Origin of the sequence: Desulfonauticus submarinus (genome assembly GCF_900104045.1) — a bacterium.
In the GTDB taxonomy this organism is placed as follows: Bacteria; Desulfobacterota; Desulfovibrionia; order Desulfovibrionales; family Desulfonatronovibrionaceae; genus Desulfonauticus; species Desulfonauticus submarinus.
Genome location: NZ_FNIN01000013.1, coordinates 1 through 11,934 on the forward strand (window position 1 = coordinate 1; position 11,934 = coordinate 11,934).

An 11,934-nucleotide genomic window follows, 5' to 3' on the forward strand; every position below is an offset into this window, starting at 1 on the left:
TAAGAAAATGCATTGAAAAGGTAGAGGCTAAAAAAGCAAAAGATATTATGATTACTGAGTTTGTTTATTTAAAACCTACTGATCATGTTATGGAAGCTGAGGCCTTGATTGTAGAAAGAGGAATTAATTCTTTGCCAGTTTTAGATGAAAACAAAAGACTGGTGGGCGAGGTCAATCGCAGAGATATTTTAGCCTACTTTTCTAGTATCTGCGAGTACTGTGCCTTAAAAAATTTCCAAGCTGTGGATGTTAGTACCATTGATTGTCCTGAAAAAATTCAAGAGTGCTATGCCAAGCTAATTGCAGAAGAACAATAAAGGAGGACTTTAATGTTTTGGACAGCTACACTCATTTTTATCATTGCTTATGCAGTGATTGTCTCGGAAAAGATACATAAAACAAAGGTGGCTCTTTTTGGCGCAGCCTTAATGTTAATCTTTAAAATCCTACTACAACATGAAGCCTTTCATGACATTGAACTAGGCGTGGATTGGAATGTTATCTTTTTACTTATTTCGATGATGATTATTATTAATGTCATGACTAAAACTGGCGTCTTTCAATATGTAGCTATTAAATCTGCTAAATTTGCCAAAGGAGAACCCTTTAAAATTATGGCTATTTTCGCCATTATTACTGCCATTGGCTCGGCCTTTTTAGATAATGTCACTACTGTCTTACTCCTAGCTCCGGTTACTTTACTTATTGCTGAACAATTAGAGGTTGATCCTGTTCCTTATCTTATCACTGAGGCATTAGCATCTAATATTGGAGGTACTGCAACACTTATCGGAGATCCTCCTAATATCATGATCGCATCTAAAGCAGGGCTCAATTTTATGGATTTTATTATCCATCTTACTCCTGCAATTATTATCATCTTTACTGCTTGGTTAATTGTTTGGAAGTTTATCTTTGCCAAAAGACTGCATGTAAAAGAAGAAAATAAAAAGAAAATTATGGCTATGAATGAAAACGAACTTATCACTGATCCTCTTCTGCTCAAAAAATCTCTCGCAATCCTAGGTTTAACCATTGTAGGCTTTATCTTGCATGGCTTCTTTCACTATGAACCAGCTACTGTAGCCCTTATGGGTGCAGCTACTTTACTCCTCATCTCTGGAGAAAATCCACATGATATTCTCGCTGAAGTAGAATGGCCTACTATCTTCTTCTTTATCGGCCTTTTTATTATCATTGGCGGTATCGTAAAAGTAGGTCTTGTAGAACTCATGTCTAAAAAAATGATCGACTTAACTAACCCTCAACCCAATAATATGCTCACACTCTCTATGGTTATGGTCTGGTTCTCTGGAATTGCCTCTGCCATTGTAGATAATATCCCCTTTGTCGCTACCATGAACCCTCTTCTCATTGACATGGTCCACCAAGTATATGGATTAACCTCCCAAGCTACCATGGAACATATCCAACATGCCGCCATGATGCCTGTCTGGTGGTCTCTAGCTCTTGGCGCTTGCCTCGGCGGTAACGGCTCGCCTATCGGCGCTTCCGCTAACGTCATCGTCGTCGGAATGAGCGAAAAAGCAGGTCACCCCATCTCCTTCATCAGATTCCTTAAATATGGAGTGCCTGTTACCATTATAACTTTAGCTCTAGCTATGGGATATATTTATTTAAGATATTATCTATTAAACTTGTAAAAATAACATATCTCTATCTTCTTTCCTTAAATCACATAATTACACATATAGGCAGATTTTTTTAAAAATCTGCCTATATGTTGTATTGTTCAACACTATTCCTTGCCTTTTCTACACTCTTACATTAAATTTTAGAAAAAAAGGATAAAATTATGATAAATTCTCCATACGTTCTTATAGTTGATGATGAACCAGATTTTCTCCATACCTTAGGGAAAAGGCTAAGTCTTAGGAATTTCCGTCCATTACTAGCATCTTCTGCTGCAGAAGCTATTGAAATTGCCAAACATCATCCTCTTAATATGGCCATAGTAGATTATAGTCTAACAGATCTAAATGGCGTTGAATTAGCTGTTAAATTAAAAAAACTTAAACCAAATTTACAAGTTACCCTGGTTACTGGATATGCAAAAGAAGCATCTCAAAAAAACGAAACCATACCTATAATAGACAAATCAAATCTAGACGAATTATGGAATATCATTGGACACTTTACTCCAGAAAACAAAATTTCTCCTAAATCTAATCCTACAGCTTCTAGGATCCCATGGATTATAGGAGAAACCCAAAAAATTCAAAAACTAAAAAAGAATTTAAATAAAATAGCAATTTTAGATTGCCCTATTCTTATAGTAGGAGAAACAGGAACAGGTAAAGAACTAATAGCAAGAACTTTGCACAGTCTTAGTTTTAGAAAACAAAATAAATTTATAGCAATTCATTGTAGTACATTTAATCCAGAAATTCTTTTAAAAGAAATTTTTGGAGAAGAACATGAAGATTTAGAAGGAACCACCAGAAAGAGAATAGGACTTTTAGAGGTAGCAGAAGGAGGTACTCTTTTTTTAGATGAAATAGAAAATGCTCCTTTAATGATTCAAAGCATGATTTTAAAGTTTATAGAAAAAAAGAGTTTTATCCCTTACGGAGGGAACAGAGAAGTTAAAGTTGATGTAAGAATAATTGCGGCAACTAATGGAAATTTAATTCAAAAAGTAAAAGAAGGACAATTTAGGGAAGATTTATACTTTCGTCTCAATGCTGTTTCACTGGAGTTACCTCCTCTACGAGAAAGAAAAGATGATATTCCTTTATTAGCCTACTATTTTTTAAACAAATATGCTCAAGAATTTGGTAAAAATGTAAATAAAATTTCTGAGGAAGTGTTAAACACTTTTAAAAACTATGATTTCCCAGGAAATGTAAGAGAGTTAGAGTACGCAATTGAACGGGCTGTAATCTTGGCTGAAAATGAAGAAATTACGTTAACCTGCCTACCATCTAGATTTAAAAATCCTTCTTCACCAATAAAAAACCATAATCTAAAAACATTAGATGAAATAGAAAAAGAATATATTCTAAAAGTTCTTAAATTTACAAAGGGAAGTAAAAATGAAGCAGCAAAAATTTTAGGAATTAGTAGAACATCTCTTTGGAGAAAATTAAAACTTTATAACTTAGACCAATAAAAACAAGAGGGGAAAAACCTTTCCCCTCTTTATTTTATTATTCTTCACCTTTTTCTATCTTTTGAGCATCTTCTAAATCGCCATGAGTAGCTAAACCAGCAGCAGCCATAGTATCTTCTACCCTATGGGCCAATCTCTTTAAATAATCCCAAAAACTAGGCATATCAGCTTTATCAAAATATTCTGATTCTAAAGCCAAAGTAGCTTCTTTTACTTTCTCATCTCCATATCCAGTAAGCAAAATGGTGTGAAGTTTGGGATTTTGTTCTCTAAGTTTTTTAATTGTCTCTAATCCATCCAGACCTGGCATTTTTAAATCTATAACTGCAGCATAGAAAGTTTCTTTTTTAACTAATTCTAAGGCTTCCTCTCCTGAGGTAGCAGTAACAGCCTCAAAGCCTCGTAAATTAATTCTTTCTGCAATTGAGTTTAAAAACTCTATTTCATCATCAACTAATAAAATCTTAATCTTCTTTTTTGGAGACATATTTCACCTCTTTTTAAATAGTTTAATGTCCTCCAGACCCTAAAATACCTGAAGCAGCTAAAGTTAAAACCAGTACCTCTAAAAAAGCAATGGTTGCATATACTTTATCTTTCACTTTTAAATATCCAACAATAAGTACGAGATAACAAACTATCGTCAAAAGAGCTAACATTGCTATTCCTAAAAAATTAATAAAGTCTCCTCTATGGAGTAAAAACAACCATCCCCACCCATGAGGAGAATTAGTGATATGCATATATTCTTGAACACCTTTATCCCAATTTTGCACAACTAAGTTTACATCTACATGTGGAGGTAAAATATGAAATACATATAAAATATAAGTTAAAGTCATTAAAGCAATACCTCCCCATGCTCCCCAAAACAAAATATTAGAATAAGTAATTTGCTGGGGTAATGGCTTTGTTAAATCTATATTATCTTTATTCATAATACTCCCCCTTTATTTTATCCGATTATATTCCATCCCATGCCTTTATCTATAGCCTTAAAACCTGCAAAGAAAAGAACCCCTATAACTATATATCTAATAACTTTTGGTTTGGTTATAGCTAGAACTTTAACTCCAATAAAAGAACCTAACATCAAACCTATAATTGAAGGAATAGCCATAAGAGGAATAACACATCCTTTATTTAAATAAATCCAAGCTGCAGAGGTATCTGTAATTGAAAGTAAAAATTTACTTGTTGCCACAGATATCTTAAGAGGAACTCCCATCACCAAATTTAACACAGGCACATTAGCCCAACCAGCACCTAACCCAAACATCCCAGCCAACACTCCAATAACAATAAATAATAACAAACCTGTTAAAGTACGATGGGTTTTCCACTCCACGATCTCTCCAGTACCTTCTTCTACATAAGCACCTTGTAACCCCAAAGCTAAACCAATAGCATCTTGCTTTGTAACCACAGGGCGTTCTGTATTTTTAGAACAAAGAAGAAGGATAGCTATTCCCATAATAGTAATACCAAGAGCTGTCTGAACATAACCAGGATTTAAGCCAGAAAGATACAGTCCTAAAAATGCACCTGCAATTGAACAGGCAGATGCAATCAAAGCAATAGGCAAAGTCAAACGCAAACTCGCTAAGTTACGCCTTAGAAGACCAGGACCTGCAGCTAAGGCACCTGCCAATGCAACCATCAGCCCTGCACCCCTTACAAAATCAATATGAAAAGGGAAAAATCCACTTACTAAAGGAACATACAATACTCCTCCTCCTACACCAGCAAGAACAGCAATAACTCCCAAACCTAAACAAAAGAAAAATAAAATAAGAGGCCAAAACCACCAAGGCTTAACACCAGTAGAAACACCCTCTGCAGCGAAAGCAATCCAAGGACTAGCCAAAATAATAAAAAAAGCTGTCATCAGTCTTTGCCACATTTTTTTAACCATACCCTCTCTCCTAATGTTAAATTGTGCAACACCTGTTTTGGTTTATTGCCTTGTGAATTTTGTGTCAACCATTTTTTCTAAACAACACCCTATGTTCAATAAATTTATTTTTTATAATTTCTGCGTTTCATTTTTAAACTTAAAGCAAAAAACTGTTTAAAAAATAAACTTTCTAAGAATTATTTTTTCTGCTTGCCTTAAAGATAAAAAATGTTTTAAAGTAGAATATAAAATACTCTTTCACAAAACTGGATTGACTTTGTTAACTTTAGGGATAATTTTATGATTATATCCACAATTCTTATTGTAGACGATGAAAAAGATTATTTAAGTGCCTTGGCAGAGAGATTAGAGCTAAGAGGATATTTATGTCTAAAATCCATAAATGGTGAACAAGCTATCAAAATAATCAAAGAGAAAAAACCTGATCTTGTCTTATTAGATTTAAAAATGCCAGGAATAAGTGGGATAGAAGTTTTAAAATGGATTTATGAAAATCATCCTAATTTACCCGTTTTTATTATAACAGGTCATGGATCTACAAAAGAAAAAGAATTGTGTTTAGAACTAGGGGCCAAGGAATATTTAAACAAACCTGTCGACTTTCAAAAATTACTGCAAAAAATAAGAGAATTAGAATGATAAAGTCTATTAAAAATATAAATTTTTTTAAACCACCTTTTTGGGAAGACCGAGACCCTAATCTAGAACAAAAAGAATCTCTTTTTGATTATCGCAAATTATGGATAGGTGTAATTGCTATTATTTCTTTAGTTGCAAGTGTTCCCTTATTTGTGCTTACTTTTCTAAATTTAAGTATTTATGAGAAAGCAATTCAAGCAGAAGTAGAATATCCTTTAATACGTTTAATCTCAAATACTAAAAATAGCATTAGTTTCTTTTTAGAGGAAAGAAAATGTGCTCTTAAGTTCATTGTAGAAAACAATTCCTTTGCAAAACTTTCTAAACAAGATGAACTTGGGAAAATATATACAGATTTCCAAAAAGCGTTTGGAGGGATTGTAGATCTTGGTATAATAAATTCCAAAGGTACCCAAACCGTATATGTCGGACCATATAACTTAAAAGGCAAAAACTATGAAAATCAAGAATGGTATAAGGAAGTTATTTTAAAAGAATATTACGTTAGTGATATTTTCTTAGGCTATAGAAACATGCCTCATTTTATTATTGCTATAAAAAAAATGCTTCCAAATGGAGATTTTTTCATTCTTAGGTCAACAATAGATACCAATAAGTTTAATCAAATAATATCTGGTTTAGAAACAGATTCTACTAGTGACGCTTTTATTTTAAATGAAAAGAACATCCTACAGACAGACTCTAAATTTTTTGGGAAAGTCTTATCTTCATTTCCAATTGAGTTACCCAAGTGTAAAGCGGTAAAGAGAATATGTGAAATAACAGATCACAATGGCTTAAAGTGGTTACTCGGTTATACTCGTATTCCGAATTCACCTTTTATTTTTGCCTTAGTAAAAAAACCTCTTGTATTGAGAAGCGGATTAAATTCCTTAAAAAAGGAAACTTTTTACGTCTTGGGTTTTAGTTTAATAATAGTGTTAGGAGTAGTAATATTTATTTCTACATCTCTAGTAACTAAAATTTATTATGCAGATATGAGAAGGCTAGCTCTCCTTCACAAGGCCGAACATTCTAACAAACTAGCATCTATAGGTAGGCTTGCAGCAGGAGTTGCCCATGAAATCAACAACCCTCTAGCTATTATAAATGAAAAAGCAGGTCTTATGAAAGACCTTTTTATTTACTCTAAAAAATATCAACATGACAAAAAATTATTAGACTTAGTTGAATCCATATTAAAACAAGTAGAACGATGTAGAGAAATAACCCATAGACTACTTGGCTTTGCTCGTCACGTAGATGTAAAGATGGAAGAGGTAGATTTAGAATCTCTGATTAAAGAAGTCTTGAGTTTCTTACATAAAGAAGCTGAATACAGAGGCATAGATGTTAAAATTATCAAAAAACATACAATTCCTCTTATAAAAAGCGATAGAGGTAAGCTACAACAAATTTTTTTAAACATAATTAACAATGCTTTTGCTGCTGTTTCTAAAGGTGGACATATTATTATCGCTCTAGAATCTCCAAAACAAAATATTGTGAGAATAAGTATCACAGATGACGGTATAGGCATTCCAAAGGAAAATCTAAAAAAAATCTTTGAGCCATTTTTTTCTACTAAACAAGATAAAGGCGGAACAGGGCTTGGACTATCTATTACTTATGGATTAGTAAAAAAATTAAAAGGAGATATATCTGTTAAAAGCGAAGTTGGTAAAGGTACAACTTTTACTATTAGTTTGCCAGTAAATCCTTAAAAGTGGGAGGTTAAAATTGAAAATACTATTAGTAGACGATGAGGAAGAATTAGTTGCAACTCTTGCTGAACGCCTTTCTTTTCGAGGTATTGAGGCAGACTTTGCCACCACAGGAGAAGAAGCACTCAGCCTTGCTGAAAAACATACTTATGACCTAGCTATCTTAGATATGAAAATGCCTAAATTAAGTGGACTTGAGTTAATGGATAAACTCAAACAAATCCAACCAAATCTAAAATTTGGATTCTTAACTGGACATGGTTCAGAACAAGATTTTCACGCTACCTGTGACAAAGGAAGTTGCTTTTATCTAGTAAAACCTGTTGATTTTGAAGATTTTTTACACAAATTAAACGAAATAGGAGCTACAACTCATGAATAATCTTACACATCCTTTATGGTTTAATATTAAACTCTCAGGCCAAATAACAGCTAGCATTTCCCATGAAATAAAAAATTGTCTGGCTATTATCCAAGAACAAAGTGGTCTCTTAGAAGACCTCTTATTTTTACAAAAAGAAGGTAAACCCCTATCTATTGAAAAAATTGAAGAAATTATAAACTCAATTAGCAGACAAGCCAGGCGAGCAAACCTTATTGTCCAAAATCTTAATATGTTAGCTCATATGCCAGACCAAGAACAGTCTTCTATTAACCTTAACAAGTTATTAAACTTGGTTATAAGTACTTATAATAGAATCTCTAAAATGAAGAATGTGGACTTACAACTAAAAACTCAATCTGATAAGACCATTATTACTCAACCTCTTATCCTATTTAATCTAATTGTTTCTATTTTAAATGACATTATAGCTAAAGACCCTCCTAAAACTATTTATATCTCAACCAATGAACACAAAATAAACATAAGTCCGTGTTATTATATTAGTAATAATACTAAAGAAATTTTAAAATTTTTAAAGTTGGACTATACATTGGATAAAGAAAAACAAACTATCTTTATAACTCTAACCTAAGGAGTGAAATATGGAAAATACAAAGGTATTAATTGTAGATGACGAACAAGAATTTTGCAATTCTCTAGCAGAACGAATGAAGACAAGAGGTTTGGAAGTAGCAACTGCTTCTTCAGGTGCAGAGGCAATACAAAAACTAAAAAAAGATAATTTTGATACTATAATATTAGATCTAGTTATGCCTGGTATGGATGGTATAGAAACCTTAAAAAAAATAAAGCAAGAAATGCCAGAAGTTCAAATAATCCTTTTAACAGGTCAGGCCAGTGTACAAAAAAGTGTTGAGGCAATGAAACTGGGGGCCTTTGACTTTGTAGAAAAGCCAGCTGAAATTAAAGAACTTTTAAAAAAAATCCAAGAGGCTAAAAACCAAAAGATGATTTTGATTCAAAAAAAACACGAAGAAAAAATAAAACACATATTAGAAGAAAAAGGTTGGTAAAAAACAAATAATAATATTAACTCTTTTAGGTAAGGGTTTTTTCCCTTACCTAAAATAAATTTTTTCTTATCCTCTCATATATTTTTCCTTTTATTCCCATATTCGCAAAAATATGAACAATTAATCTCCCAGACAAAAACTGTTGCCAAAAAGATAAACTTGGATTAGGTTGATTCTATTTACAAAATACGAATTAACTAATTAAACTTTTTAATAAAAGTGAGGCTAAGCCTATGACTCCAATATGTAAATCATTGGGAACAAAGATAAGTCTTATTGTGGGAAGTATTCTTATTATAGTATTTGCAGTTCTATTTATTACCAATAATATAAGGCAAAAAGATGCTTTTTTTAAAGTATTTAAAGTTTCAGGAGCGAGAACTTCAGAACTTCTTTTATCCTCTATAGAAGAACCCATGGTTACTGGAGATGATGAAGGCACCGCTAATCAATTTAAAAAATTAGCTAAAAAACATAAAGATATTAATGTTTACTTAACTGACTTTAAAGGAATTATAAGTTACTCCACCCAAAAACAACACCTAAATAAAGACTTTTTTTCTTTAACTGAGGACAAAAAATTAACTAAAATTGTTAAAAAAAGTCTAAAAGAAGGCGGAACATATGATCTTATAATAAATACAGATAGTAATCCTTATTTTACTAGTATTACAGCTATCCCAAATGCTCCAGACTGTCATCACTGTCATGGAGCTAGTAAGCCTATCTTAGGCACTCTGATTGTAGAACAAAGCATTGCTAAAGAAATGGCAACCCTTAGAAACAATCAATTAATTTCAGGGCTTATAATGCTGGGCGGATTTATTCTTTTAGTAATTTTTATTAATTTCTTTATCTGTAAAGTAATTGTATCTAAAATAATTGAGTCTTCTGAAGTCGCCAAAAAAGTAAGCGATGGAGATTTAACAGCTACAATTACAACTCATCATGAAGATGAACTTGGTCTTTTATCCAAATCTATCAATACTATGACTCAAAATATGCGTAACCTAATAGGAGAAGTAGTTAAAGGAATAAATATTTTAGCAAACTCTAGCATAAACTTGAATAAAGTTTCTGATAAATTAGTTGAAATAGCAGAAGAAAATTCCCAAAAATCAAATTTAGTAGCAACCGCAGCAGAAGAAATGAGTGTGAATATGAACAATATTGCAGATGCTTCAAAAAATACCACTGAAAATGTAAATACAGTAGCAACCGCAGCAGAAGAAATGAGTGCGACAATTGGAGAAATAGCAACTAATACAAGTAAAGCTAAAGAAATAAGTAACTATGCTGTGGAAATAGCACAAGAAACTTCAAATGAAGTCAATGAACTTGGCATAGTAACTCAAGAAATTACTACTGTATTAGAAACTATTAAAGCCATTTCCTCGCAAACCAATTTGCTGGCTCTAAACGCTACAATAGAAGCTGCCAGAGCAGGTGAGGCAGGGAAAGGCTTTGCAGTGGTTGCAAATGAAATTAAAGAACTTGCAGGCCAAACATCTCAAGCAACTGAAGAGATAAAAAATAAAATAGATGGGATTAAAGGCGCCACTGACAAAACTGTTAAACAAATAGGAAAAATTTTAGAAGTTATCCAAGAAATAGATGAAATAGTCACCACCATTGCTGCAGCCATTGAAGAACAATCTGTCACTACAAGAGACATAGCTGAAAATATTGGTACTGCATCAAATGCTCTAGAAGAGATAAACAACAACGTTACAGAGGCATCTACTGTAGCTAAACAAACTGCCCAAGACATTATCACTATTAATGAGTCCGTATCTCAAATGAAAGATAACAGCACTACTGTAGCCGAAAGCACTAGACAATTACAGGAACTTGCAACTAAATTAAAAGAAATTGTTTCTAAGTTTAAAGTATAATGCGACCTAAATTAAAAGTATTGTTTCTTTGTACAGGAAATTCATGTAGAAGTCAGATGGCAGAAGGATTTGCAAGACATTTACTAAATAAATGTATAGAACCATATTCAGCAGGAGTTCTAAAACATGTTGTAGATCCTTTTGCTATAAAAGTAATGCAAGAAGAAGGAATTGATATATCAAATCACTTTTCAAAAACTATTGATGAATTAAAAAATAAAAAATTCGACTATATTATAACGCTCTGTGATCATGCAAAAGAAACTTGTCCTTATTTTCCTGGCAAAACTATACACTATAGTTTCCCCGACCCTCCTAGTCTTAGTGCACAAACTCAAAATATAGAAGAAGCTCTAACTATTTACAGAGATGTAAGAGATAGAATAAAGCTCTTTGTGCTTTCTCTCCCAAATATTTTATTAAAAGCAGAATCCTAATTAATTTGGTACATATAAATTTCCATACGGACGATGTGATTTTGGTCGAATTCGAATAAATTTTTCCTTCAATAACAAATCTGCATCTGCATCTAATTCTTCAGCAAAATTTTTAACTTGTATTTTAATAAGTTCCATATCTTTTTCATCAACTTCTTCTACTAGTAAATTAGATGCTAATTGATATTTTGGAACTTCTCCCCTAATATAAATAACCCCACCATGAATACCTGTACCCAAACTTCTTCCTGTAATAGGGGCATTGGGATGTTGGCTAAATACTCCTAACACAATTAAAACTCCACCTGCCATATATTCTCCTAAAAAATCTCCTGCTTTCCCGCCAATTACTATTACAGGGAGCTTTTCCTTATAAGCCTTCATATGAATACCAACACGATATCCTACATCACCCTTTATATATATCTCTCCACCTCGCATAGCATATCCCAACACATCACCAGCCATACCAGTTACTACTACTCTTCCATCATCCATTGTATTTCCTAAACCATCTTGAGCATTGCCTTCTATCCTTAAATATGGACCTCGCATAAAAGCAGCAGTATCCTGACCAGCAACTCCTTTAATTAAAAAATTATATTTGCCATCTAAACCTGTAGCTAAATACCTTTGACCACTCACATTTACTAACTCAAAATCTTGATAACCTTGTCTTATTAATTCCCTAATCTTTTGATTTAAGTCTTTATAATAAATACCTTTGGCATCAATTATTATATTCTTAGCCATATTCTAACATCCCTTT

General features: G+C 32.6%; 14 protein-coding genes. 10 read left to right on the top strand and 4 right to left on the bottom strand.

The window, feature by feature from the left end:
* The 3 genes from BLP60_RS08915 to BLP60_RS08925 form a co-directional block, all read left to right on the top strand.
* Positions 1-317: CBS domain-containing protein (locus BLP60_RS08915; RefSeq protein ID WP_143338912.1), on the top strand; the 317-nt coding region annotated here is incomplete at its 5' end.
* Between the two features lie 12 nt (positions 318-329).
* The gene (locus BLP60_RS08920) at positions 330-1,664 is read left to right on the top strand and encodes an ArsB/NhaD family transporter (protein WP_092066146.1); all 1,335 of its coding nucleotides are present in this window, start codon (positions 330-332) and stop codon (positions 1,662-1,664) included.
* Positions 1,665-1,816: 152 nt separating this feature from the next.
* Positions 1,817-3,133, top strand: a complete 1,317-nt coding sequence (locus BLP60_RS08925) for a sigma-54-dependent transcriptional regulator (protein WP_092066148.1) — start codon at positions 1,817-1,819, stop codon at positions 3,131-3,133.
* A 37-nt stretch (positions 3,134-3,170) separates the two neighbouring features.
* Here BLP60_RS08925 and BLP60_RS08930 read toward each other — a convergent pair whose 3' ends face one another.
* Genes BLP60_RS08930 through BLP60_RS08940 form a run of 3 tightly spaced genes read right to left on the bottom strand, consistent with a single transcriptional unit; the run spans position 3,171 to position 5,048 of the window.
* On the bottom strand, positions 3,171-3,620 hold the full coding sequence (locus BLP60_RS08930) for a response regulator (protein ID WP_092066150.1): 450 nt from the start codon (positions 3,618-3,620) through the stop codon (positions 3,171-3,173).
* A 22-nt stretch (positions 3,621-3,642) separates the two neighbouring features.
* Positions 3,643-4,071, bottom strand: coding sequence for a DUF1634 domain-containing protein (locus BLP60_RS08935; protein WP_092066152.1), 429 nt, complete (start codon positions 4,069-4,071; stop codon positions 3,643-3,645).
* A 17-nt stretch (positions 4,072-4,088) separates the two neighbouring features.
* A complete protein-coding gene (locus tag BLP60_RS08940) occupies positions 4,089-5,048 on the bottom strand; it encodes a sulfite exporter TauE/SafE family protein (RefSeq protein ID WP_092066154.1) in 960 nt (319 codons plus the stop codon).
* Between the two features lie 282 nt (positions 5,049-5,330).
* Here BLP60_RS08940 and BLP60_RS08945 point away from each other — a divergent pair, with 282 nt between their 5' ends.
* From BLP60_RS08945 to BLP60_RS08975, 7 genes are all read left to right on the top strand, one after another.
* Positions 5,331-5,690, top strand: coding sequence for a response regulator (locus tag BLP60_RS08945; RefSeq protein ID WP_092066156.1), 360 nt, complete (start codon positions 5,331-5,333; stop codon positions 5,688-5,690).
* Entirely contained in the window at positions 5,687-7,414 is a 1,728-nt protein-coding gene (locus BLP60_RS08950) for a sensor histidine kinase (RefSeq protein ID WP_092066158.1), read from the top strand. Before BLP60_RS08945 ends, BLP60_RS08950 begins: the two co-directional genes overlap by 4 nt.
* Before the next feature lie 16 nt (positions 7,415-7,430).
* Entirely contained in the window at positions 7,431-7,796 is a 366-nt protein-coding gene (locus BLP60_RS08955; protein ID WP_092066160.1) for a response regulator, read from the top strand.
* The gene (locus BLP60_RS08960; protein ID WP_092066162.1) at positions 7,789-8,391 is read left to right on the top strand and encodes a histidine kinase dimerization/phospho-acceptor domain-containing protein; all 603 of its coding nucleotides are present in this window, start codon (positions 7,789-7,791) and stop codon (positions 8,389-8,391) included. The genes BLP60_RS08955 and BLP60_RS08960 overlap by 8 nt, the downstream gene beginning before the upstream one ends.
* 10 nt (positions 8,392-8,401) lie before the next feature.
* On the top strand, positions 8,402-8,833 hold the full coding sequence (locus BLP60_RS08965) for a response regulator (protein WP_092066164.1): 432 nt from the start codon (positions 8,402-8,404) through the stop codon (positions 8,831-8,833).
* Positions 8,834-9,066: 233 nt separating this feature from the next.
* Entirely contained in the window at positions 9,067-10,728 is a 1,662-nt protein-coding gene (locus BLP60_RS08970; protein WP_092066166.1) for a methyl-accepting chemotaxis protein, read from the top strand.
* Positions 10,728-11,165 carry an arsenate reductase ArsC gene (locus BLP60_RS08975; protein WP_092066168.1) on the top strand — a complete coding sequence of 146 codons (438 nt, stop codon included), beginning with the start codon at positions 10,728-10,730 and terminating at the stop codon, positions 11,163-11,165. Before BLP60_RS08970 ends, BLP60_RS08975 begins: the two co-directional genes overlap by 1 nt.
* On the opposite strand, the gene BLP60_RS08980 is transcribed toward BLP60_RS08975, so the two are convergent.
* Positions 11,166-11,918 carry a GltB/FmdC/FwdC-like GXGXG domain-containing protein gene (locus BLP60_RS08980; protein ID WP_092066170.1) on the bottom strand — a complete coding sequence of 251 codons (753 nt, stop codon included), beginning with the start codon at positions 11,916-11,918 and terminating at the stop codon, positions 11,166-11,168.
* Positions 11,919-11,934: the final 16 nt, after the last annotated feature.

Excerpts from the sequence above, each read along its gene's own strand:
- BLP60_RS08920 (WP_092066146.1), top strand. The coding sequence starts at position 330 with ATGTTTTGGACAGCTACACTCATTTTTATCATTGCTTATGCAGTGATT.
- BLP60_RS08925 (WP_092066148.1), top strand. The coding sequence starts at position 1,817 with ATGATAAATTCTCCATACGTTCTTATAGTTGATGATGAACCAGATTTT.
- BLP60_RS08930 (WP_092066150.1), bottom strand. The coding sequence starts at position 3,620 with ATGTCTCCAAAAAAGAAGATTAAGATTTTATTAGTTGATGATGAAATA.
- BLP60_RS08935 (WP_092066152.1), bottom strand. The coding sequence starts at position 4,071 with ATGAATAAAGATAATATAGATTTAACAAAGCCATTACCCCAGCAAATT.
- BLP60_RS08940 (WP_092066154.1), bottom strand. The coding sequence starts at position 5,048 with ATGGTTAAAAAAATGTGGCAAAGACTGATGACAGCTTTTTTTATTATT.
- BLP60_RS08945 (WP_092066156.1), top strand. The coding sequence starts at position 5,331 with ATGATTATATCCACAATTCTTATTGTAGACGATGAAAAAGATTATTTA.
- BLP60_RS08950 (WP_092066158.1), top strand. The coding sequence starts at position 5,687 with ATGATAAAGTCTATTAAAAATATAAATTTTTTTAAACCACCTTTTTGG.
- BLP60_RS08960 (WP_092066162.1), top strand. The coding sequence starts at position 7,789 with ATGAATAATCTTACACATCCTTTATGGTTTAATATTAAACTCTCAGGC.
- BLP60_RS08965 (WP_092066164.1), top strand. The coding sequence starts at position 8,402 with ATGGAAAATACAAAGGTATTAATTGTAGATGACGAACAAGAATTTTGC.
- BLP60_RS08970 (WP_092066166.1), top strand. The coding sequence starts at position 9,067 with ATGACTCCAATATGTAAATCATTGGGAACAAAGATAAGTCTTATTGTG.
- BLP60_RS08975 (WP_092066168.1), top strand. The coding sequence starts at position 10,728 with ATGCGACCTAAATTAAAAGTATTGTTTCTTTGTACAGGAAATTCATGT.
- BLP60_RS08980 (WP_092066170.1), bottom strand. The coding sequence starts at position 11,918 with ATGGCTAAGAATATAATAATTGATGCCAAAGGTATTTATTATAAAGAC.